A 22,421-nucleotide genomic window follows, 5' to 3' on the forward strand; every position below is an offset into this window, starting at 1 on the left:
GTCGTCAGGCAAGCCAGAGATGCCAGATGGAGATGTCGCCTGGGACGGAGGTCGGATGTGAATAGCCGAAGCTTCTTCCGTGCCTGCTGCGCGCGAGGTCCAATGGTGAGTACGAAGCCGCAAGCGGGATTTCCGTGGTCAGATATCCGGAAGGCGTGAGTGTCATGGCATGCGTTAGGAACGGGGTTAGCTTCGACGCGATCGTGGACTTGTCCCTGACATAAGCCAGCATGAATGCTTCTCGCGTTGCCCAGCCGTATTCTCCCTCCACGAAACGACGTACGCCATTGTCGCAATAAAGGACTTCGGTTTTCTTTGCGTCGATGAGCTTCGCTTCAACAATCAGGGGAAAGTTGCGGTCCCGGCTGGAAAGATGGATCGATAGATCGGGTCTTTTTTCAAGATGCGATCCATCAAAACTCAGTGTTTCCTTCCCCCGGACGACATTGAGAACAAGCTGGCCCCAGATCGGATCTTGATCGATCAGCCGGTTGAGCCTCGTCTCCATGAGCGCCGTTACTTCCGCTTCGGTACCTGATGTCACGGTCGCACCAGCCGTTGCACTAATTTCAGTGAAAGCTCGCGCCAGCTGTTCAGCCACCACTTCCAAGATCGTGCCATCTATAGCCTGAATAGGCAGACTGAGCCCGCGGGTAAGCTCTTCGATCTGGTCCGGGCGGGGGCGTATCGATGAACTCATGCCGCGGGCCGACCTTTGAGCATCTCGATATTCGTCCAGACAATTTGCTGCGCAAGAGACAAAGCCTGGCTTTCGCTCCAATATCGACGCTGGGCAAGTCGCCCGATCAGCAGACCGCCCTCCCGGACGTGCAGGATGATTTCAGTTGCAGCGAGATCGTCGGCAGCCAGAAGCAAACGCTTCCAGTCCATGCCCGGAACATCTTGCGCTGGGCGATCGTCATTGACCCTTATCGACAAGCCATACCAAGGCGAGTTTTCGGCCTGATTGATCAGAGACACGCTGATCGTCGTGCCGAAGCGCTGGCCCCAGGGCTTCAGTGCGCCTTCAACGATTTCACAGAAGTTTATTTGTTCTGCGGCAGGCGGCGGGATCTGGGCGTTATGTCTATTGCTGGTGAAAGGCAGGTTGAACTCTAGCGTATCGGAGATGAGCTTCCTATCGCGCGCGCTCAAGCCGTAGACATCTGCAACCCACTCGTCGGCATCATGCCATATGCTCGCGTCTTTTTTCAGATTCTCGTAAATTGCGTCCATCTGAAATAGTAGAGACGAATCGAGCGTCCGGTAATCAGGGATCGGTATGCGATCAAGCATTGCCTTTTCGACAGCCTCTCGTTCAACACCAAATCGACCGCTGGTGACCAGGGTCATCCACACCGTAAACTGGCTGCCGAGGACGAGTGCGAGATAGCGGGCCAAACCTTTCGGGTCTCCAAATCCGTGGGTGCTGTAGCCATAGAAGCTCTGATTGAAAACAGAGTCTTCTTCAACGACAGCTACGCCTATCCGACCGGAGTGGACCGGCGGAGCTTCGTGCACGACAACCAGCGGACCCTTAAATATTTCTTCCGAGCGCGGATCATGAATGCGCGGATGGGTGAACCGGCCGAGCGAGTTGGTATCGATCGCCACCGGGGAGAAGGACAATGCGGTGATCTCAGGTTTGCCGATAAGATATCGCGCATCAACACCGGGCAGGCCATCGCCCGTTTTGCGCGTGCGGCTGCTGTCCCGCAGTCTTTGATATCCATTGCCGCTGCCACGGAGCAATCCGCGGTCAGTGAGCCCGATAGCCTGCGTCCAGAATTCCCTAAGTGTTGGAAAGCCCTTAGACCTGATCCGCTCGACCAGTCCGAGATCCGCTTTTGTCCCACGAAATAGGATCTTCAAGATTTCCGGGGTGTCGATAAGCTGCTGAGTGGGAATGAGCTCGGCATTGAGTGCGTCAACGCGCATAGTGCCGGCTTCATTCATGCTTTCTTCAATCCTCGGACTGATCAGCCGAAAACTGGATCCTGGACCGGGTTTCTTGTTCGTGGCTATCAGCACGCAGAATGGCGCTGACACTTCCGGCCAGACCTTGGTGTGTCGAAGCTCCACCCCGTTGATCACGGAGGTGACATCCAGCGCTTCGAAGAGCGCTTGCCGGGCCGTGGTCATGCCATCGCCCTGCTGGAACAGCAGTCGGGCGTGCAATGCAAAGGCGATCTGTCCTTCTGGTTTTGCCCATTGAATGGCGCGCCAAACGAAAGGAAGGTCCAAGCCCTCGTTGGGAAGCGGCGGTGACGTTACGGAAACCCCACGTTCCGCTGCGATGCTGGACACAAGCTTTCGAACGAACTGCCAGTGCGACAAGCCAGTGCCGCTGGACCAGGGCGGATTTCCTATGACGAGATCGTATCGACCCAAGTGCTCATCGCCAACCAGCGGTCCAAGGCTCCCGAGCTCGAAGCCCTCCTGACCTTCTGCGCCTACGATCAGATGTAGCACCTTGCCACGAAGATCATCGAATTTCAGCTTGTCGACCGGTTTTGGCTCTGGGTCCAGCTCGATCGACAGAAGGTAGAGACCCAGGGCAGCAAACCGAAGTGCAGCCTCGTTGACGTCGAACCCGGTAATTTGATTGTAGAGAATATCACGAAGAGCGCGCGTTCCCGGCCGCATTTGCTCAACACGCCATTTTTGGGCGACCAATTCACGAAACGCTGTCAGTAAGAAGACGCCAGCTCCTGCCGCTGGATCTAAGACCCGCGCAAGGTGCGCTCTGTTCGTCCGCTGCAACGCTTTGAATGAAGCACGTACCATCAGATCTGCTATGGGCCGAGGAGTATAGTAGCCGCCTTCCTTGCGCTGGCGTGCATTCGCATGGCGTCGCAGATAGAGTTCGTAGGCTTGGCTTAAAACGCCAACGGGTATGTGGGCGAAGTCCAGATGATCCCATCGTTCCTGCCAGCCGAGGAAAAGTTGGCCATCGGGGGCACGGCGAAGGATATCTCCCAGGACGGCAAAGGCACCTGTGCCAAGTCGCTCGTAGATTCCATCCGAAAGGGGGAGTAGGTCTCCGTTGAACGTTCGATCGAGCCACGATGACGTTCGCTTCGCGACGTCGCGACTATCAAACAGGCTGGCGCCTTTGTCAGTGCCAAGGACATCCGCTGGCAACAGGTCGCGATCGGCGAGAAAACGCGTGAAGAGCGCACGCCCGACCAAAGAAATCGCATCGTCATCGCCAATGGATTCTGACGTGATCAGCCTCGAGATCGATCCGGTCAGAAGTTTCAGGACGACATTCGAGATCCAATCGCGATTGCTGACAGAAGCTTTGGGGCGCTGATTGCCGAGACGTGCGAATGCAATCGCCTTTTCGTCGTCACTATCACCCCATTCAACCTCGACATCCGCCGGAGCCTTATCGTCCAAGGCGATGCTATAGACCTCAAGGCGGCCTGGCTCGACTACGCCAAGATAGGGAGCGTCTCCGCGCATGGCGAGAAGTCGTCTCACCTTGCGCAGGTGTTCATCGTCGACGAGAGTATCTCGGTCAATCAGGAACATAAGCGGAGCGCTCTGCCACTCGTAGACACCTGCGACAGTGCGCAGGATACCGTGGCCGTTACGGCGTGCCGTCACCAAGGTAGCATATGGGAGCAACTGCGGACCGTCTGCATCGAAAGCGTGAAGATCGGTGGCGCGGGCGCCAAATTCAGCAGCGATCGCGATGAGGTCAGCCATGCTGAAGCCTTTTACTTATCGCGGCGACTTTCAGGGCTTTTTCAAAGGCAGGCGTCATGGGTCAAGATCCAGATCTGCCTGGCGATCGCCGCCGAAATGGCCACTTCGGGCCGCTCCGCGTGGTCTCTTGGGTGCCACATCCACTTTCGAGACAAGCGCCCGGAAGTCGCCACCGAGTTCCCGGATCCCTGCCAAGAGCACGACGATGACAGCGAGGTGTGTTGGAAGTTCACCGGTGCGCGCATAATTGGAAACCGAGTTAGGGTTCATTCCGATGAGTTCAGCGAACGCGCGGATGCTCAACCCGGCCTTTTCCAATTCGCGGAGAAATTCCGAATAAAGCATACGCGCGCGCCACACACAATTTTATGTACTATATCACATAAATTTATGTAGGTAAATTCCCTCGCGGGTCAGTTCAAACTGTAATTGATCAGGAAGCTTTGTTCTATGATCTTAGGCAGTGACATCTTTCGAAGGTGGGTGGAAACTCTCCAAAAGCGGTTCGGGGAATAGTCGGTCAGCATCGTAAAGGTTCAATCGATACAGCTGCATCAACCTTGCAATGTCATCTCGCCAGCGCGAGCAACGGAGCGCATGGAGCGCGGGCAGTCGGTCTCGCTTCCCCTCGTGCCACTATGTTAAGGCCCCTGCGGCTGCCCTTCGCCCGCTTCCCACGCGTCGAGAATTCCTGATATCCCGGCTTGTGGCCGCCGCTTTGGCTAATTTCTCCGATGCTCTTCATATTTGCAGGCGCGCTTGGTGCGATTCAAGCCGACGTCCGTCGCCGCTGCGCCTCGTGCTCCAATCGATGAAGTCGATGCCAAACACGAAGCCTCCTCCGGCGCTTCCCAAACTCGCACAATCGATGTTCGAGACGTTGGACATTGAAGAGGATATTGTTTTTCACATGGTGGCTGACGGTAAACAGGACGGGGACCAGCGTGAAGAATGGCGTTCGCGATGATTTCGAAAACAAATACATGGGCAAATTCCGGGCGCTGGCCGCTCCGCATGGCTTGTTCGTCGAGTATGAACGCGACCGTGCTGGCCGGGACATCGGTCTGCAACTGACGCGAACGAACCAAGCTGGCGACGGCAAGATCGTCACCCCGGCCTTGATCTGGTTCCAGATGAAAGGAATCATGGCCGGCACACTGGCCCTTGCGGACTACCAGAAGTCGGAAGAGGTCGTCCTCGACCTTGAGGTCGCCCATTTGAGGTTCTGGTACCTCAACATCCAGCCAACCTATCTTGCCGTCTATGTGGAGAGCGCCGATCAGTTCCTGGCTATCGATCTGCAGAAATGGGTGGAGCGTCACACAGAAAACGGTGCGCGTAAAAGTCGACAAGAGGAATGTTCTCGACGGCCATTTCTTCCAAATTGTGTTGGACCGCAACCTGATCCCCGTTCTCAGGAGCACATTGCGTCCGGAGGACGATAAGGACATCGCCCGCTTCCTTCGTGACTCCTCCGTAGTGCAATGGCTGCACAACTGCCGAGAGGAGGGACGGGATGCCCGTCAAACTGTTATCAAATGGATGTCGAAGATGAGGGCCGAGGTGTATTTCCAGAGCAAGGCTCAGGAGGGGGAATGGGAATCATTCCGCACCCACTGGCAATTCTCTATGGGCGATTTATCTTCTACTTTCCCTTACTTGGCGTTCACGCCGGCGCTCGAGGCATTGCCCGTCCGGTGGTCTGAAACGGACGAAGATTTCGACGGAACCCCTTTCGAAGTGTGGCACGAGAGTTTCTCCGTCACCGACACCTCCACCGGTGACGAGCTCAATGACGAAGAGTTCGATGGAGAATGCCTACTTGATCTTGGCAACGAAAGGTATTCCTACGGTGACGTGGGCGGAGGCGAGATGATCGAACATCGGCTTGCCATCGATTTGAACGAGATCGGGGAGCGATGGGCCGCGACCTTGCAGGTGCTCGTGGAAGCCGAGGTAATGTCGGTGGAAGCCGAACCACATATGATCAGCGTCGCGCCATGGCACGCGCGCGATGTGTAGCTGAATATCCGTGCGAGCTCGACATCTCCCAAAGTAGGAGAGAGAACCGGCTCTTCTGATCAGGTTGAACCATGCGAAAACCCGAGGGTGGGAACGGCGAGGCTTGCCAAGGTCCTTCGCATTGTTGCCAATTGGTATCGCAACCCCATGCGGCCTAAGCCTGGCAGACCGGTAGGTTCGAAGGTGGAAACGTTTCAAGCCGGCAGCCCGGCTGGGCAGATAGCTGCCTGGACCGTGGAGATGTCGATGCGGCAACAGATCCATTCGAGCAAGGTCCCCTCCGCGATGGCGCGGAGGAGGCCGAAGCCCCTGACATAGGAGGCGCATCGACCCGGTTAGATCTGTCTCGCATTTGGGGTACTCCGCACTAGACAGGCGATTTGCGCATTTTCCAGTGGCATAAGATCGGTAATTCGATCTACAGATTGTAATATGAGCGAAGCACAATCACAGCCATCCGAATTGGACCGCCTGAGCGGGTCCCTAAATGCTATGCTCCTCGATGAGTTCTCCAAGGAGGTGCTCAAAGGGTCACTGATGGCCTACAAGGCGCTCGACAATCCTCTTCGCCTGTCGCAGTTCTCGGCCGGAATTCGCGAACTGATCGGTCATACCCTCTCGACCCTTGCAGCTGACGATGACGTCAAGGCTTCCAGTTGGTTCGTGGTCGAGACACCGGATGGCCGGCCGACCCGCCGGCAGCGCGTCAAGTTCGGTCTTCAAGGTGGGATGACGGATGCTGCGATCGCAGCGCTTCAGGTCGATACCGCGGAGATTGATGTCGACGTTCGAAAGGTCGTCGACGGGCTCAGTAAATATACCCACGTTCGCCCGGATACGCTGAAGGTGGACGCCCGACGAGGCGGAAGCTTTTGCCTGCGAAGCCGTTGCCACCTTTCTTGAGTTTTTCGAGATTCTCGGTGACTGCCGCACGAGCATTCGACGAGCTGTCGAGAACGGCGTCGACGAACACGCTCTCCAAGTTTTCACCCAGGATGTCTATAACGAAATCGACATCCTTTCGACCCGCTCGAGCGTCGATGCGGTCCAGATCGAGAAGTTCGAAGTGGTCGCTATCGGCCCGGCTTTCATTACTTACGCTGTTTCCGGCCAGGTCTATGTTGATCTTTCGTATGGATCCAAAAGCGATTTTCGCAACGATATGGGGGCCGAGATCAGTACCGACTTCCCGTTCAGCATGACGACTATGGCGCCTGTTGGAAACATCAGCCAATTTGGAAACGCCAATGCCCGGATCGACACATCGGACTGGTACGGCGACGATGACGACGAGGGTGAAGATCTCTTTCTCAAGATCACGGATTACTAGCCCCAAGCCAATCGATCCCTCGCCAATCGGCATGCGTCAACCTGTGCCTCGGAAACAGCATGATAGCCCGACGGACATCAGCCTTTATCAGACTGTGCGGTTTGCTGCGTCGGATCGAGGAAAACCTCGACGACCTCGCGCTTGTGAGGAAACTCAATCTTGCACTTTTGAAAGAGATCCTGCGGGATGAAGCCCATATCCTCAAACAGCGCGCGACCCTAACAATCTTCGCAAGAAAATCGAAAAAGCAAACGCGCGCATCGCTGGCTATTTCAAGCAGATCTTCATTTGGAAGTGCATAGGTGACGGCCTCGCCTATGCCTATATCAGCAGCTTCAACATCAAGCATGTTTTCTTCAACACCGATTCTATGCTTCCAAAGGAGGATCCGGGGTTCATTTCGGGCAAAGCAGGCCTCGAAAACGAGAAGCTGTGTCTCCTGTCGGCAATCAGTCACGGCGTGCCAGCCGTGCTTTGCGACATAACCAATGTTCTTCGCTTCGGCGATGTCTGCCTGCTCGGGGCGGGTGACCCCTACCCGATCGAAGTCAAATCTCGCAAGCAGTTGAACCAGCGCGGTCAGCGACAGGCGATCAAGCTTGAGAAGTTGCACAAGTTCCTGGCAGAGGATCACGCCACTGACTTTCGCGGTTCGCCCGAGGTTCGCCGTACCGAGCTGGCTATTCCCGTCCGTGATCATCTGGATGTGTTCAATGAGTGCATTCGTTCGGCAAAGTCGGATGGGTACAATCTCGTTTGTCCCGAGCCAGGTCTCGCCTACTGGGCGATCTATGAGCCGGGCCCGATACCCCCGTTCGAGGAACTGGCAATGGTGCAGCCTGTCATGTTCATTCTTAATCTCGACAAGACCGATCAGAACTGGGCGCCCTATCTTCCATTCGTCAGCAGCATTCGCGATCCTGCGGCCGTGCTAGATTTCGTTACGGACAAGCTGACGATCGTGGTCGTGATAGAGCTCGCGGTCCTTTGCGACAGGCTCGCAATGCCTGGTTGGACAGAAAACACTTCACTCCGGAAATCATGCCGGATTTGAAGAGAGGTGTGCCGACGGCACCTTTCAACCAGCACTCCCGCTGTAGGCGAAGGCAACCCACCGGTCTTGGTCGATGCAGGCCAGTCGGCACTGCAATGGGGTCGCGTTCGAAATCGGCAGACTCTCTCGGGAGATGCGTTGCGGCTGGTGTCCCATCCGGCGGCTTCCGGCATGACGCTTGAAATCTCCTCCATTGTTTTGAGATTAGTCTCATAATTTAGATTGCGTCTTTTGTTTTTTTATGGAAGCTTGCGTTCGGATAGGTAGCCAAAGGGAACTGCCTCTTCTCGCGAAACGGAGTTTTGAGTGGCACAATCGGCGCCGAAGATCGTGCTTGAGGGAGTTCATAAAACCTTCCTTGCCGACCACGGAACAGTTACTGCGCTGGAACCAATTAGCGTCACCATAAGGGAAGGCGAGTTAATCTCGATTGTCGGCCCTTCCGGTTGCGGCAAGTCCACGTTGCTGCGCCTTATCTGCGGGCTCGACCAGGCGACCGGCGGCAAAATCGTGCTCGATTTTTCTGGACGAAAGCGCCCTGTGGGTTTCGTTTTCCAGGAGCCAGTGCTGTTGCCATGGAAGACAATTCTCGACAATGTTCGTTTCCCGCTAGATACCGCCGGCATAAGCCGAGGCGAGGGCGACAAGGTGGCGCTCGACTTGATCAATCTGGTTGGACTGGCGGGCTTTGAACGGGCGCTGCCGCGCCATCTCTCTGGCGGCATGCGCCAACGAACTGCCATCGCGCGCGCGCTCGCCGACGATCCGCCGATCCTCCTGATGGACGAGCCGTTCTCTGCTGTCGATCTTTTAACTCGCGACACGCTGAACGACGAACTGCTACGCATCTGGGAATCGACGGGTAAGACAATTCTGCTGGTCACGCATAGCGTCGAGGAGGCTGCATACTTGGCGGACCGGGTCATGGTGATGACCGCGCGTCCGGGGAAGCTGAAATGCATCCACGACGTTAGCCTGCCACGTCCGCGCGGAGAGGAAACTAAGTTGGATCCAACCTATCACGCGCTTGTTGCGCAGCTCCGCCGCGATCTCAGAGCGCGTACCACGGAGGCGCTTTGATGAGCCGGCGCATGACTGCTTGGTTCGATTATGCAATGGCGCTTTGCGTAATTCTTATAGCCTGGTCGATTTTGACGGGACCTGTGGCGCTCCCAACATATGTCCTGCCGTCGCCGTTGCGTACTTGGAACGCGCTGGTGGGGATAGCTCTAACAGGCGAGCTGTGGCTGCATATCAGCTTTACGCTTAGGAACATCGCCTTCGGACTTGCCTTGGGGTGTATCGCAGCGACAGCGCTCGCCTACATCTTGTCACTGTTTCCCAAACTCGCTGTCTGGGTCGATGGGCCACTCGTTATTCTCCAGACAGCGCCGAAGATCGCTCTTGCCCCTCTGTTCGTTGTCTGGCTCGGGTTTGGCGTCATGTCGAAGGTCCTGCTGATTTTCTCGCTAGCCTTCTTTCCGATTTTCGTCGGTGCGATAGCCGGATTTCGTTCTCTCGATCCGAAAATGAAAGACCTGGCAAAACTCTTAGGTCTCAGCAGCGTTCAACGTTTTCGCCAAATCGAATTACCATCGGCGATGCCAGAAATCTTCGTCGGTCTCAAAGTCGGTGCTGTACAGGCGCTGGTCGGCGCTGTGCTGGCGGAGTGGATGGCCGGGAAACTTGGGTTGGGTTATCTAATGACTTTCGCTGCAGCGACTTACAAGACGCCCCTGCTTTTCGTTTCCGTGCTGATGACGGTCTTAGTCGGTTTGCTAGTGCATATCGTGTTGACCACCTTCGAAACCCGCCTACTCTCCTGGAAGGGCGCGAAGATTGACTAACACAAGCGCAGCGTTTCCTTGGAAGGGCGGCCGCCCGCCACATCTCCCCTGCGGCCCCGGCGATATTGCTCAGAATGTACTAATGCCAGGGGATCCGGATCGTGTGCTCTTGCTTGCCGAAATGTTGGAGGACGTCACTAATTTCGGCCGGAGGCGGGAGTTCGCCGTTGTTACAGGCGACTTTGAAGGCCAACGGCTGACGATTTGCTCCAGTGGCATCGGTGGGCCGTCGACTGAGATCGCCTTGGTCGAACTAGGCATACTTGGCGCCAAGCGTATTATCCGCATCGGCGGCATGTCATCGCTGGTGGCGGAATACGCCACAGGCAGTTTTGTCGCTGTCAATCACGCGATCGGTTATACCGGCACTGCGTCGGCCTATCGTAGCGCCGGCGGAAAAGCTGAGGCATCTCCGCGTATCGTTACTGGCCTTGTGAGGGCTGCTGGGGAACTCGGCCTGATCTGCCGGTCTGGCAGGGTCGCTTCGACCGACAGCTATTACTTAGCGCAGGACCGGCGATACCGTCCCGTTGACGACGAAAGAGATACGGCTGGCAGTTTCATCGATAACTACAGAGCTCAGGGTGCCATTGGCGTCGAGATGGAGAGTGAGACCATCATAACCGTTGGTGGAGCGATCGGGCTTGAAACCGGCTGCTTGCTCGGTATCCATGGAAATCGCGCCACGGACGATTGGCTCGAAGACTATGCGCCAACTCAACGAAACCTTCTGCGTATTGCAGGTCGAGCATTTTCCTCCATTGATTGGGAACTCAGGAGCCGAGCATGATTCAGTTTCGAGCGTTGCTAGCATCAGGTCTCATCGCCTCTCTCAGTGCGCCGTTCTTTGCCACAGCCGTTCATGCCACCGACAAGGTTGTGCTACAGATCGATGGCGCGGCCGCTCCTTTTTACGCGCCGCTTTACGCAGGTGTTGAAAAGGGCATCTTCGAGAAAAACGGAATCGAAGTTGAGTTCATTTATGCCGCTGCCGCCGACATCCTGACCAATATTGCGGCAGGTAACGTCGATTTCGGCTTTCCGAACGGGGATGCAGTGGTTGCCGCTGCAGCCAATGGTTTGCCGATCAAGGTGGTCCACACCACCTACCAGCGCAGCATCGGCGCTTTGCTCGCCAAGGAGGAAAGCGGGATCAAATCCTACATGGATTTAAAGAGCAAGAAAGTTGCCGTTACGAGCCTAGGTGGCCCAAACTATCTTCAGCTCCAGGTGGGGCTGCAGCAGGCGGGTCTGACACTGGACGACGTGTCGGTTGAAGTTGTGGCTACTGGTGCCATCGTGCAATCTCTTCAAGCCGGGCAAGTTGATGCGATCGTCTTCTCGGAGCTGCGCAAGTACAACCTTGAAGCCGAAGGCACCAAGGTCACGACGATTCCGTCAAACAGTTTTCTGCCGTCTTTTGGCAACGTGGTCGTCACAAGCGAAAAGAAGCTTGCTCAGGATGCTGACGTCGTGAAGCGCTTCACCACCGCTGTCAGCCAGTCCTACCAGTGGGTGATCGACGGCCATAGTTCGGAAGCACTTGATGTTACATTGACGAAGTACACACCGACCTGGCCAAAGGATCAGAAAAGCATTCTGCTGGCTGCCTTTGAAGAGACTTTCATTCCTTCTGTCTGGCAGAGCCCGCTAACCAAGAAAAATGATCTCGGCGCGGCAGATTTCTCGGGCTGGCAGAAGAGTGCCGAAATCCTGGAGCGGTACAATGTGATCGATAGCGCCCCGAACGCTCAGGACTTCGTTGTCGACCCGGCTACAATTGGTCGGTAAGCATGATTCTGCGTGGCTTAGCGGGTTTATTCGTGACCTTCGTTGTTTGGACGGCGGTCGTCTCCCTCCTTGACATCCCAGCATTTCTTTTGCCGGGACCGGTTGAAGTGTACAATCGGGTCGCCTTTCTTTTCGAAAGTGCAAAGCTTGCAAGGCACATCTGGGTAACGTTGTCCGAGATTGTCGCTGGCTTCGGAATTGGTGCCGGAGTTGGCATCCTTGCAGGCGTCGTCTTCGCCCGATTTCCCCGAATTGAACGCTTTGCCACACCTCCAATCCTTATCCTCCAGACTGCACCAAAGATCGCGATTGCGCCGCTTCTCCTTCTCTGGCTGGGGATCGGTCCCGCCCCGAAGATTGTGCTGATCGCGATCGTCACCCTTTTCCCTGTAATGGCAGGTACAGTTTCTGGGTTGCGCTACGGGGAGGGCAGCTTCCGCGATCTTGCCACGGTGCTGCAGCTCAACCCATGGCAGCGCTTCATACATATCGAACTGCCTTCGGCCCTGCCTTCCATTCTGGCCGGCATGGCAGTGGCCACGACGCTGGCGATGACTGCGGCCGTTATTGGTGAGTTGATTGGCGCCAACGAGGGTCTCGGTTACTTGCTATCCTCGGGTCAGGAAAATGGCGATACTGCAGTCGTTATCGGCATGGTCATCTTGCTATCGGTGATTGGTTGGTTTTTTTACGAGCTCGTCGAGCTTATTCGTCGTCGATACGCTGCGCCAATAGAACCTAGATGAGGCTCGAACAGTTCGGCCTTGAGCACGAAATCTTCATCGACGAGAAAATAGGAAGTCTTCGATCTACCGGTTGCCCGACAGTGGTACTGACGTTTACCGCCACCGGCACCCTTTGACATTCCGGAGATTCAGTGGATCCAAAGCCACCTGCTGAGTGCTTCATTGCTCGATTCCGCTCAAACGCACTTTGGCGCTGCATGGCGATTCAAAGTCAAGCGGCAGCAAGGGAGGGCGAGTTGTGTTTCAATTGCGATCATCAAGATCGGCTTAAGAAGCAATAGGCCTTTGATCAGAAAGCACGTTGCCCTTCGGCGGCCGCTCTGGCGGGACGCGCCGGCCAAAATCCTGGAGGGGGTGTTCCTCCTTAATCAGTGACCGCCATAGTTCGATGCGTACGCTCCTTCACCGTCGATGACCGACGCCATATTCGACGCATGGCAATTTGCAGCGAGCGTGCGTAAGAATACTCCACATCGAAGTAGGATCCGCCCAACTCATCGACCCCGTATCGCCCGCGCTTGCAGGCGAAACGGGTCGATTGATCGTGCAACATCACAGGAATGGGCGGCTTAGAGCTCGTCCCGTTTGCGCTATCGGCGGCGTTAGGCAATCGACGGTGCGGGCGTTTGGAAAGCGTATCCTTGGTTACACGTTCTGGACCAAGAAGTCGCGTAGCGAGCGGTTGCCGGAGTTGAACAGAAGGCGGCGGAATTCAAACTCCAAGATCGTCTGCGGATCGTGGAATGGCTCTCGCAATAATTCTTCCTGCGTGAGACGCAGAGCTTCTTCGGCCGAATAGAAAACCCGAGTGTCGGAGTTGAGCAGAGCAGTATCAGCCGCATAGATCTTGGCAATCAATTCGCAGGCTGAAAGCACTGCCGCCTTTCTATCTTCGAGTGAAGCGCCGGCGGCGCCGTACCAGGAGATTATTTCTTGGCCCAGGGGGCGCAACGGTTCTGGCAGGTTCTTGAGATTTTGCAGAACCCATTTGGGCTTTGCATTGGTACTGCCGGCCAGATGACACAGCCCAGCAGCCTGGTCCATAAGGAACATTGTGCAGACCAGTAGGCTCGTGTCTAAATCGCCCGAGCCCCAAGTCCCCATTACGTCCTTGAATTCAGGATAGCCGCCGGTGCGGTTGCGATATTGCACGAACGACAACTGTTTCCAAAATTCCGCCGAAAACAACTGTGCGAACTCAGTGCCGCCGGTCACGGCGATACCGACCTGCATCTTATGTAAGGCGTCTTCATGAGAGGGGGGTAGCTTCTTGCGCAGCGTCTTTGTTCGCTCGCGTGCCAATCGATAGAGGTCGAAAACTCCTTCCTTCATCGCCTCAACTTCGGAGCGAGTGTAGTATTCGACATCGAAGGCGAAGCCATCTTCGCGGATGTAGTCAACGAAAGTGCGCAGTCCTCCATCCTGTTCCACGAAGAAGCTGTGCTCACCAGTGTGTCGAACTGGCGGAAGCTTGTCGCAGATCACATACACGTCAATGTCGGAATGCTTGTTTCCAATGCCTTCCACAAGCGTGCCCGATAGGATGACGATATCGCCGTGCGCAGGGCCGCAACGTCTTAAGATTTCATCACGGCTGATTTGCAATTGACCGTTCAAAAAAGAATATGTCGTGGGTGAGATCGAGTCCATCTTCCTGCCTTTTTGTCATATGTGAGAATAGTATCAATATTGATACATCAGTCAAGCGTCTCCCCCTGGGCAGCCGGGTCTCCAAACGCCGCGTGGAGGACGGATGCCGTGCAATGGCACGGAAAGTCACGTCTAAATTACAAGAATCCGGCATTCCGCGACGTCCAGCTCGACTAACGGACAGAAATCAATTGCGTGAACTAGATCGCCGTTGTATCTATTTTGAGAATAATCCAAAAAAGGACCAGAGGTGTCTCCACTTTTCCGATATTTTATCGCAGTAGCGCTGGCCGGCATAACGCGTGGTCTCTGGGTCGTTGCCCTTGGTTGGTCGTCGGCAACGATAGGAGGATCCGTTGCAGGGGTCGGTGTGGCCTTTCTGGTAGGTCACCTCGTCAACGTAATTCTAGCTCCGAGCGTGGGCGCACTCATCGACCGACGCAGCAGAAAACGACTTGCTATATTTGGGCAGGCGTTATTCGGGAGCGCCATGGCGCTACCTTGGTTCGCCAATATCCTCGGCTTCGCACCAAGCTACGCTTTGCTTCTTGCTGTCGCTTGCGCTATCGCGGCGGCAGGCCTTCTGCAGGGCGGCGCGCTCGACGCGATCCAGAAGTCTATCGTAGCTAAGGACGATATAAAGCGCACAAACGCAATTGTGAACGGACTGCGCCAGGGCGCAATGATTGCAGGAGCCGGCCTTGGTGGGCTCTCCCTCATGTGGTTACCTATTCACGTGAGTTTCGCGGTGGGCTGCGTTCTTTGCGTCTGTGTGATCCTTTGCGTGTTGGGTTTGCCGGACGCGCATCCGTCGTCGAGTGAGCGCAAGGGCTACATAGCGCAGATGACGGAAGGCTATCGCTTTTTTCTGCGCCAGCCCGAACTCGGCCGGCTTGCCATTTTGATCGGTCTTAGTGTGTCGGTCGGTCAATTATCGAACATGCTATTGCCGGTTTTCGTGCAGCGCGAACTTGTTGGCGGCAGCGAGCTGTACGGTGTGATCGATGCGTTGTGGTCAATAGGGGGAATAGTGGCGGCGGTCATTGTCGCGCGGTTGCTGCAACGGTTCAGCCTTGGGGGCTTCGAGTATCTTTCCATTATCGCACTTGGGGCTCTTTCTATCGCAGTCTCGTTGGCTTTCCATTCGGTTTCGGTAGCCGGCCTATATTTTCTAATGGGCTTTGCATTTTCATTCGCCAAGATCCTATGTGACGGGCGGATGATCGAGCTGGCTGACTTGGACTCGATCGGCCGCGTACGCACCCACACCCAAGCGGTTACAAGCGCCTTCGGTCTGGTCGTTTTTTCGATGCCGGCCATCACAGGGCTGGAAAGTGTGAGATTTCATTTTGCCCTGTGGGGAATTGGCGTCGTCGTAATCGCGGCGGTTATTTACCTTGCCGCGGTCCTTTCCGGCCCTGGCCGTATGGCTATACAACAGACAACAGAAAGTGACGCGCATGATTGAAATGCTTTCCGCTATTTGGGCACAGCAGCATTGGCCAGGGCGATTGATCGCCTTGGAAGGCTTCGACGGGGCCGGTAAATCGACTCAGATCGAATTCCTAAAGCAGCGCCTCATGGGTCTCGGCCACGATGTTGTTTTGACCCGTCAGCCATCCGACTGGTATCGCCAGAGCGAACTGGTCCGGAGTTTCTTGGACAACGGCGGGACGCCGGAGACAGTTCGCGCGCTTGCCCTATTTGCTGCCGCAGATAGGATACGCCATTGCAGCGAAGTGATTGCGCCGGCGCTGGCTCGTGGAGCAACCGTGATCAGCGATCGCTATGTATTCTCGTCCGTGGCCTTCTTTTGGGATAGGGGCCTGGACCCCGAATTCATTTTGGCAATTAATGCCGGTATACCGCGGCCGGATTGCGCGATTTATCTCGATATCGAGGCGCACTTGGTCAGAGAACGATTGCGGGCCCGAGATGGGGACAATCTGAAACACGAAGAGAATTCGATCGATACGATCAACCGCGTGATGAATAACTTCAAGAAATTGGCGCCGGAACTGCATGTCGTGCCAGCGCAGGCGGAAAGGGAGGAAGTCTCTCGTCAGGTCTGGCGACGGGTCGAGCCAGCAATTTCACCGGAGCGTCGAGTAAAGGCGGCTAGCTAGCTAGGATAAACCGAACTCCTAGTCGGTCTCAACCGTATCCCCAGGAACCGGCGGCCTGTCGGCCTAGCGATGGCGCCGTTTCCGTTCGCTCGGCATGCTCCAATCGCACGATCGGAAATAATATCAATTGAAACGTTCTCACGAAGACGTCGGCGGCGGCTGAGCGTATGCCGTACACGGATTCCACGCCTACGTTGCAGGCGTCACTGGTTTATAAAGCCAGGGAGTGGAAGGTTTCCTACAACCAGACCGCAAGCGAACCCTCCGTGGCCGGTATCACGGTGATAAAGCTTCATCGCTGCCGCATGTCCCACATCAAAGGCGTGATTATTGATTGCAACGCCTTGCTGGTCTGGCGGGCGGGGATTCACTGAATACCTCCACTTTGTGCAACCTCAGAATTGCCCGTGAACGACAATGATCAACGCTCAGTGCGGGCCGTTTGAGATGGAAGGCCGCGCACCTGGGGACGGTGAAATTGTACAGTAAACCGCTTCTGACCCCTTTTCCTGACGACGCGCGGCGGATCGCTGACGAAAGCATTGGCGACCCGCTCTACCTTGCGGCCCTACGCTTTCCGCGTCGAAGGCACACCTCAAATGAAAAGAGGACTGTTCATGCCCGTAGATCGGGCACGATCACCGAATCCGTCTCGATCGGTGGCTGCGTCATCGGTCCAAGCTCTGCCACTTCCGCTGCGATAAGCCGGGCCAAGCGCAAGATGCCCTCTCTCGCTCGTTCAGGGGGACATGATGAAAAGCAAAGGCGTAACGTGTTTTCGCCGGAGCCATCGGGATGGAAGGGGCGACCCGGAACGAAGGCAACGCCTTCGCGCGTGATGGCCTTGGCAAGCAGTCTTTTAGCATCTAGCCCTTCCGGCAACGTTAGCCAGACAAACATGCCGCCCTCCGGCTTTCGCCAGGTCACGTTAGACGGCATGTAGTCTCCGAGAGCGCTGAGGAGGTTATCTCGCTTCTGTCGGTATACCTGTCGCGAGGCGCTGACGCACGTGTCAAATGTCTCGGCAGCGACCCGGTGAATGACCATTTGGTTGATAGTCGAACTGTTCAGGTCGCTAGACTGCTTCAGGAGTGCAAGCTTATGGATCAAAGGGCTTGCCGCGCAGATCCAGCCGATACGTATGCCAGGGGTCATTGTCTTTGAGAAACTTCCGCAATAGACGACCAGAGATGTCTCTATCGACCCACATTCTGCGATGTCGAGCTGCATGATGGCAGGCACTGGGCTGCCTTCATAGCGTAGCGAACTATATGCGGCGTCCTCGATAAGAGGTACATCGTTGGCACGCGCCAGAGCAAGCAGTCGACGCCGCGCCGTCTCATCCATGGTCTCACCCGTCGGGTTGGAGAAGTCCGGATTGGCATAGATAAGCTTCAATGGTTGGCTGTTGCCGGGCCTTTGTGCTGTTCCGCCGACTCCATCACCGTCGAAAAATCGGTAGCTGGGTTCATAGGTGTCGAAGATCTGCAGTGCGCCAAGGTAGCTCGGCTTCGAAATAGCAAGGGGATCGCCATTCTCCAAGAAAAGACGGGAAAGGAACTCGATTGCCTGCTGTGCACCGGATGTGATCAGGATATTGTCCGCTGTGCATATAACACCTTGGCGGTGCATGAAACCGGCAATCCAGCGCCTCAGCGGCAGATACCCTTCGCTCGCACAATATTGGAGTGAGGCAGCGGGACAATCTGATAGATACTTCTGATACCCATCCCGGAATTGAGGCAAGGCGAAGAGGTCCGCATCGGGGAAACCGCCCGCAAAAGATATAATCTCGGGATTGTCGAGCAAGGCGAAGAGATCACGAATTTCGGAAGCATGTATATTCTTGGCTCGGCTCGCGAACCGATGCGCCCAAGCCTGTGACGTTGATGTCGACATTGGTTTTGTCACAATTTCAATCCCAGTTAAGATGCGGTTGCCACAAGTCTCGGCGATGCGGTCACGTGACGAACAATGGCATGGATGGTTTCCTCGCAAGACCCGAAATTGCGGACAATCCCGCCGAGCGGCGAGTGCGCTTCGCCATAGGAGGGAACATCCGGTTTGCTCGGCTGCGGATTGATTAAACACCGAATGAAGTCGTCGCGGAAAACCTGGCTGACTGAGCTACAGTCGAGTATCGCGCCGTAAGGAAAGAGGAACCAACCAAACATGTCGACCTGTCTGGCGCGTGCGTCAAGAGTGAACGCTTCGCCGAGTGCGCAGCGCAGGTCCGCGTGGTGGAGGTTGATCCCAGTCTTCAACTGGAACGCCTCGGCAATGTAGGCGCCGCCAATGCGGCCGGCAAATTCGAGGAAATGCGGCTCGCCCGCCTCATCGACGATCATTTCCAGGTGGAACCCACCGTCGCGATAGCCCAGCGCCCTGGCAAGCTCGATAACTGCTCCGCTTGCCCAACTTGGATTGTCCACTTGTGTTGAACCAAGGGCCGAACCGGCTGCGTATGAGAAGCATGTATTAACGTATTTTGCTGTTTGCAGGATCTCGAGCTTGCCGCCCTGCAGAAGCCCGTCGAGGTGAAAAACGTCCCCCGATACGAATTCCTCTACCAGCCAGTCGCACTCGCTGAGTGTGCCGATGCGCACGTCAAGTTCAGTGCGCGAACCGATCCAAATGCCGTTGCTGGCAGCGTCGAGCCGCGGCTTAAGAACCACTTTGTGGTCTCCCGGCAACAGGGCGTTGGCGCGCTTGTACTTGTTAAGGGTCCAAAAGGCAGGCTGCCGGACGCTCGACTTGCGTGCCAACATCCGCATAGTCAGTTTGTCGCGGATTGGAAGGACTTGCGCGACGGTATCGCCGGGGATGCAGAACCGTTCACGAATCTGAGCGGCGACAAGAAGATCACGCTCTCCGCGGGCGATTAGGTAATCGCAAGTAGCGCAAGCCTCTTCGATTTGGGGTGGCAGAGCGGCCGGATCGAGCTCCGACAATGTCGTGGGTAGGAGTGAGGCGTGGGTGGACGACATCTCGTCGAGGTTTTGCCCAACGTACGTCACGTCATGGCGCTGGTGATCGATTACCTGTTCATACTTGATCCGCTTCGGATCCGCCCGATTCAGAATTACAATTCTGGCCACTTCGTGCTCCTGCCCTTGCTCATTTTCGGCGACCTGGTCGCCCTCCCATCTCAGTACGATGTGGAAGCGTACGCGCTGCGTAGTGGTGTCGGTCCGCCAAGGCGACGACTCCTACAACATTTTCGATACTAGTACATATATTGAGACTTGCAAGGGGCGCGAATGCGCGCCATTTTTCAACCTCCCCCGTCTCAACTCAAAAAATGTGTTCCATTAAAATGTTGAAAGTAAACATTTATTTGTCGTATTTTCCCTCTTTCGCCTTTTGGTCGTGCGAACTTCATGCAATTTTCGCTTGAAAACAATATGAATTTCGTCTCAATAATAAGACAACGTTCACAAACCAGAGGAGCCCTGGTTGTTTCCCGCCAATTTTTGCTCTCGCTTTCTTCGGATTGCCGAGGATCTGTCACCACTGTGCGTCGGGTTCGATCCCTCCAGCGCAATCCTGCGCTCTTGGGGACTGGGGACGGACGCGCAAGGGGCTGCGGCCCTCTGCAGTGCGCTACTTGACGCTCTGGATGGTTTGGCGGGCATTGTGAAGCCGCAGGTCGCCTTCTTCGAAGCTCTCGGTCCGGAAGGTATGGACGTTCTCGCGCGTTTCATACGCGAGGCGAAGGCGCGCAACCTCTTGGTGATCGCTGATGCGAAACGGGGGGACATCGGCTCAAGCATGGAGGCTTATGCAAGCGCCTGGCTCGGACCCGACAGCCCCTTCCAAGCTGACGCGGTGACCGCCAATCCGTATTTGGGGTTGGGTGCGCTGGCACCAATGTTCGACCTCGCAGCTAACACAGGTACGGCTGTTTTCGTCGTCGTCCGCTCGTCCAATCCCGAAGGCGCATCAATCCAGTCGGCGATGACAGAGGGGCACAGCGTGGCCCTCGATCTCGCGACATCTATCGCTGATTGGAACGAAGCTGTAGCGGGCAAAGGCGCCGTTGGCCCGGTTGGCGCAGTGGTCGGTGCCACGGGGTGTGGGCAGAGCGCGGCACTCCTCGATGCTCTCCCCAATGGCCTCTTCTTGGCTCCCGGTATCGGCGCTCAAGGTGCGACCATGGAGGACGCAAGTAAATTGTTCGGATCGAGTGCGCGCCGCGTGATCCCAACTGTTTCCCGGTCAATCCTATCGGCGGGGCCGGACGTAAAGCGCCTCCGCGCTGCGATCGCGGACTATTCCCGCCAGTCCCGTCGCCTGTGGAACTAAGGCGTATCTATGACCTCGATCCTATCGTTCGTCGAGCCTGCAGACGCTGCCGATGTCGCTGCAAAGTGTGCCCAGTTGGACCTCGATGCCGGCTCGATACGGTTTGCGGTCGAAGGGCTTGTTTTTAATGGCGCACGCCAAGCTGTCCTTATCGAGAGAGGGCTGATGTGTCGCGACAACATCGGATTACTGGAGGGGATAGGCGGCGAGTGTCGCGCAGGTGAAGGGTTTCGGGACGCGTTGCGCCGAGAGATCGAGGAAGAGGTCGGAGCCGCTGCTATCATTGACATCGAGAGGTTTTCTCATGTGCGCCTGCAGGATGAACGCGAACGTGGAACTGAGAAGGTCACGCAGTGGGCGGTTGCATCCTATGTCTGCCGTTGGATTTCGGGGCCTCTTATGATCACCGAGCCGACAAAGAACAGCGGGTTCCATTTCGTTGATCCACATGCATTCGGGGCTGTAGAGCTCGCACCCTCGGCAAGATTTTCCTTGAACATATACCGTGCGTCCGCGGCGTAGGCTGCATCTTAGGGACACGGAAGATTTACTCAATTAGAGAGAGTGACATGGTAAGCCTTGCAGCATCGGGTGTGTGCCAATTTTTCCTGTCCAGTGGGGAGCCCATCCTATTCAAGGAGGGCAGTGGGGCAATCGTCACGGATACCAAGGGACGCAGCTACTACGACTTCATTCTTGGTTTTGGCCCGGTCGTGCTCGGTCATGCACGACGAGATTTCGCAAGTTTGGTTCAGGAGCAGACAACTGGTGCTATTCACTTTCCCGGCTACTCCGAGCAACATATCGATTTCCTGAATGCTTATTTTCCTGACGCTTATCGCGAACACAGCGCCGGCTATTTCAAGCATTCCTCCGATGCGATAACGGCCGCGTCGCGCCTTGCCTGCAAGGAGACCGGCCGCACGGGTCTGATCCGCTGCGGATACATTGGCTGGCACGATGCCCAGATCGGAAAGAGCCCACGCTGGCACGAGCGCCTTTCGTCCCCCCACCGAGGTGAAATTCGACCGAACTCTTTCACTCGCGGTATGGGGGAGAGAGAACCGGTGGTGAACTGGATCGACCTTAAGATTGACAGCCTGAGGCAGATGATCGACGACGCACCGGGTGCGTATGCCGCGCTGCTGTTCGATGCTTATCAGTTATCGTTGATGTCGCCATCGCACCTTCGCGAGGCCCTGACGCTGTGCCGAGACCGCGGCATTCGCGTTGTCGCCGACGAAACAAAGACCGCGGGTCGAGTCTCGCCGATGGGGGCTCTTGCCGCTGCCGGGCTCGAAGCAGACTACATCGTGCTTGGCAAGGCGATCGGGAACGGAGCGCCAGTCTCGCTTTTGCTGGGTCCTCAAGCAATGGCCACCGACTATTTGGAAGCGAAGATCAGTGGCACTTATTGCAAGGAACTTCTCGGCGTGTTCGCCGCTTCTGCAACACTCCATCTTATGAACGCCCTTAATGGGTATTCGATGCTGGCCGGTATTTCTGAACGCTTTCGCGACGTATTCAATACCGCGGCAGCGAACGTTGGCCTCGGTAATCAGATCTATATCGAACTGATACTTGGCGGGTCGCTCTTCGAAGTGCGCTTCAGCGACGAGTTCGAAGTCAATCTCGAGCTTCGAGCAAAAATCCCGCGTATTTTTGCCGATCACGGCGTGCTCCTCCTACAGGGGCATCCGTCGTTCTTCTGCCTTTCTCACGCCGACATCGACTGGGCCGATCTGTCAGCACGTATCGAGCGAGCGCTGACAGCGTCTCTGCCACTTTTCGCCTGATCTCTTAGCTGTTCGCCAACCACCAGTTGGTCATCCACTT

At 56.0% G+C, this 22,421-nt stretch carries 23 protein-coding genes; 16 read left to right on the forward strand and 7 right to left on the reverse strand.

The window, feature by feature from the left end:
• Positions 1-4: 4 nt before the first annotated feature.
• The 3 genes from IB264_RS25025 to IB264_RS25035 are packed head-to-tail and all read right to left on the reverse strand — an operon-like array spanning position 5 to position 4,059.
• Positions 5-700, reverse strand: a complete 696-nt coding sequence (locus IB264_RS25025) for a hypothetical protein (protein ID WP_210335671.1) — start codon at positions 698-700, stop codon at positions 5-7.
• Positions 697-3,714, reverse strand: coding sequence for a class I SAM-dependent DNA methyltransferase (locus tag IB264_RS25030; protein ID WP_192434325.1), 3,018 nt, complete (start codon positions 3,712-3,714; stop codon positions 697-699). The genes IB264_RS25025 and IB264_RS25030 overlap by 4 nt, the downstream gene beginning before the upstream one ends.
• 54 nt (positions 3,715-3,768) lie before the next feature.
• Positions 3,769-4,059, reverse strand: coding sequence for a helix-turn-helix transcriptional regulator (locus tag IB264_RS25035; protein WP_192434327.1), 291 nt, complete (start codon positions 4,057-4,059; stop codon positions 3,769-3,771).
• Between the two features lie 599 nt (positions 4,060-4,658).
• On the opposite strand from IB264_RS25035, the gene IB264_RS25040 reads away from it, so the two are divergent.
• From IB264_RS25040 to IB264_RS25060, 5 genes are all read left to right on the forward strand, one after another.
• Complete coding sequence (locus IB264_RS25040) at positions 4,659-5,159, forward strand: DUF4365 domain-containing protein (RefSeq protein WP_192434329.1); 501 nt, start codon at positions 4,659-4,661, stop codon at positions 5,157-5,159.
• On the forward strand, positions 5,140-5,736 hold the full coding sequence (locus tag IB264_RS25045; protein ID WP_192434331.1) for a hypothetical protein: 597 nt from the start codon (positions 5,140-5,142) through the stop codon (positions 5,734-5,736). Before IB264_RS25040 ends, IB264_RS25045 begins: the two co-directional genes overlap by 20 nt.
• Before the next feature lie 6 nt (positions 5,737-5,742).
• On the forward strand, positions 5,743-6,054 hold the full coding sequence (locus IB264_RS25050; protein WP_309141674.1) for a hypothetical protein: 312 nt from the start codon (positions 5,743-5,745) through the stop codon (positions 6,052-6,054).
• A 174-nt stretch (positions 6,055-6,228) separates the two neighbouring features.
• Complete coding sequence (locus IB264_RS25055; RefSeq protein WP_192434333.1) at positions 6,229-6,639, forward strand: hypothetical protein; 411 nt, start codon at positions 6,229-6,231, stop codon at positions 6,637-6,639.
• 10 nt (positions 6,640-6,649) lie between these two features.
• Positions 6,650-7,066: a hypothetical protein gene (locus IB264_RS25060; protein WP_192434401.1), complete on the forward strand. Its 417-nt coding sequence runs from the start codon at positions 6,650-6,652 to the stop codon at positions 7,064-7,066.
• Here the strand turns inward: IB264_RS25060 and IB264_RS25065 are convergent.
• Complete coding sequence (locus tag IB264_RS25065; RefSeq protein WP_192434335.1) at positions 7,053-7,766, reverse strand: hypothetical protein; 714 nt, start codon at positions 7,764-7,766, stop codon at positions 7,053-7,055. The genes IB264_RS25060 and IB264_RS25065 overlap by 14 nt on opposite strands.
• Positions 7,767-7,895: 129 nt before the next feature.
• On the opposite strand from IB264_RS25065, the gene IB264_RS25070 reads away from it, so the two are divergent.
• From IB264_RS25070 to IB264_RS25095, 6 genes are all read left to right on the forward strand, one after another.
• On the forward strand, positions 7,896-8,120 hold the full coding sequence (locus IB264_RS25070; protein WP_192434337.1) for a hypothetical protein: 225 nt from the start codon (positions 7,896-7,898) through the stop codon (positions 8,118-8,120).
• A 306-nt stretch (positions 8,121-8,426) separates the two neighbouring features.
• Entirely contained in the window at positions 8,427-9,200 is a 774-nt protein-coding gene (locus tag IB264_RS25075) for an ABC transporter ATP-binding protein (RefSeq protein WP_192434339.1), read from the forward strand.
• The gene (locus IB264_RS25080; RefSeq protein WP_192434340.1) at positions 9,200-9,967 is read left to right on the forward strand and encodes an ABC transporter permease; all 768 of its coding nucleotides are present in this window, start codon (positions 9,200-9,202) and stop codon (positions 9,965-9,967) included. The genes IB264_RS25075 and IB264_RS25080 overlap by 1 nt, the downstream gene beginning before the upstream one ends.
• Positions 9,960-10,757 (forward strand): nucleoside phosphorylase, encoded by a 798-nt coding sequence (locus IB264_RS25085; protein ID WP_256435870.1) that lies wholly within the window; start codon positions 9,960-9,962, stop codon positions 10,755-10,757. Before IB264_RS25080 ends, IB264_RS25085 begins: the two co-directional genes overlap by 8 nt.
• Positions 10,754-11,758, forward strand: a complete 1,005-nt coding sequence (locus IB264_RS25090; RefSeq protein WP_192434344.1) for an ABC transporter substrate-binding protein — start codon at positions 10,754-10,756, stop codon at positions 11,756-11,758. Before IB264_RS25085 ends, IB264_RS25090 begins: the two co-directional genes overlap by 4 nt.
• A gap of 2 nt (positions 11,759-11,760) precedes the next feature.
• Positions 11,761-12,504, forward strand: a complete 744-nt coding sequence (locus tag IB264_RS25095; protein ID WP_192434346.1) for an ABC transporter permease — start codon at positions 11,761-11,763, stop codon at positions 12,502-12,504.
• Positions 12,505-13,149: 645 nt separating this feature from the next.
• Here IB264_RS25095 and IB264_RS25100 read toward each other — a convergent pair.
• Complete coding sequence (locus IB264_RS25100) at positions 13,150-14,154, reverse strand: hypothetical protein (RefSeq protein WP_192434348.1); 1,005 nt, start codon at positions 14,152-14,154, stop codon at positions 13,150-13,152.
• Positions 14,155-14,404: 250 nt separating this feature from the next.
• On the opposite strand from IB264_RS25100, the gene IB264_RS25105 reads away from it, so the two are divergent.
• Positions 14,405-15,622: an MFS transporter gene (locus tag IB264_RS25105; RefSeq protein ID WP_192434350.1), complete on the forward strand. Its 1,218-nt coding sequence runs from the start codon at positions 14,405-14,407 to the stop codon at positions 15,620-15,622.
• On the forward strand, positions 15,615-16,280 hold the full coding sequence (tmk, locus tag IB264_RS25110) for a dTMP kinase (protein WP_192434352.1): 666 nt from the start codon (positions 15,615-15,617) through the stop codon (positions 16,278-16,280). Before IB264_RS25105 ends, tmk begins: the two co-directional genes overlap by 8 nt.
• A 615-nt stretch (positions 16,281-16,895) precedes the next feature.
• On the opposite strand, the gene IB264_RS25115 is transcribed toward tmk, so the two are convergent.
• Both IB264_RS25115 and IB264_RS25120 read right to left on the reverse strand, forming a co-directional pair.
• The gene (locus tag IB264_RS25115; protein ID WP_192434354.1) at positions 16,896-18,179 is read right to left on the reverse strand and encodes a PLP-dependent aminotransferase family protein; all 1,284 of its coding nucleotides are present in this window, start codon (positions 18,177-18,179) and stop codon (positions 16,896-16,898) included.
• A gap of 26 nt (positions 18,180-18,205) precedes the next feature.
• Positions 18,206-19,378, reverse strand: a complete 1,173-nt coding sequence (locus IB264_RS25120) for an acetyl-CoA carboxylase biotin carboxylase subunit family protein (RefSeq protein WP_192434355.1) — start codon at positions 19,376-19,378, stop codon at positions 18,206-18,208.
• A gap of 358 nt (positions 19,379-19,736) precedes the next feature.
• Between IB264_RS25120 and pyrF the strand changes: the two genes are divergently transcribed.
• The 3 genes from pyrF to IB264_RS25135 are packed head-to-tail and all read left to right on the forward strand — an operon-like array spanning position 19,737 to position 22,381.
• A complete protein-coding gene (gene pyrF / locus IB264_RS25125; RefSeq protein ID WP_192434356.1) occupies positions 19,737-20,585 on the forward strand; it encodes an orotidine-5'-phosphate decarboxylase in 849 nt (282 codons plus the stop codon).
• Positions 20,586-20,594: 9 nt separating this feature from the next.
• Positions 20,595-21,107: an NUDIX hydrolase gene (locus IB264_RS25130; RefSeq protein WP_192434357.1), complete on the forward strand. Its 513-nt coding sequence runs from the start codon at positions 20,595-20,597 to the stop codon at positions 21,105-21,107.
• A 47-nt stretch (positions 21,108-21,154) separates the two neighbouring features.
• Entirely contained in the window at positions 21,155-22,381 is a 1,227-nt protein-coding gene (locus IB264_RS25135) for an aminotransferase class III-fold pyridoxal phosphate-dependent enzyme (protein WP_192434358.1), read from the forward strand.
• The last annotated feature ends 40 nt before the right edge of the window (positions 22,382-22,421 follow it).

The organism is Ensifer sp. ENS11 (genome assembly GCF_014851895.1).
Classification (GTDB): Bacteria; Pseudomonadota; Alphaproteobacteria; order Rhizobiales; family Rhizobiaceae; genus Ensifer; species Ensifer canadensis.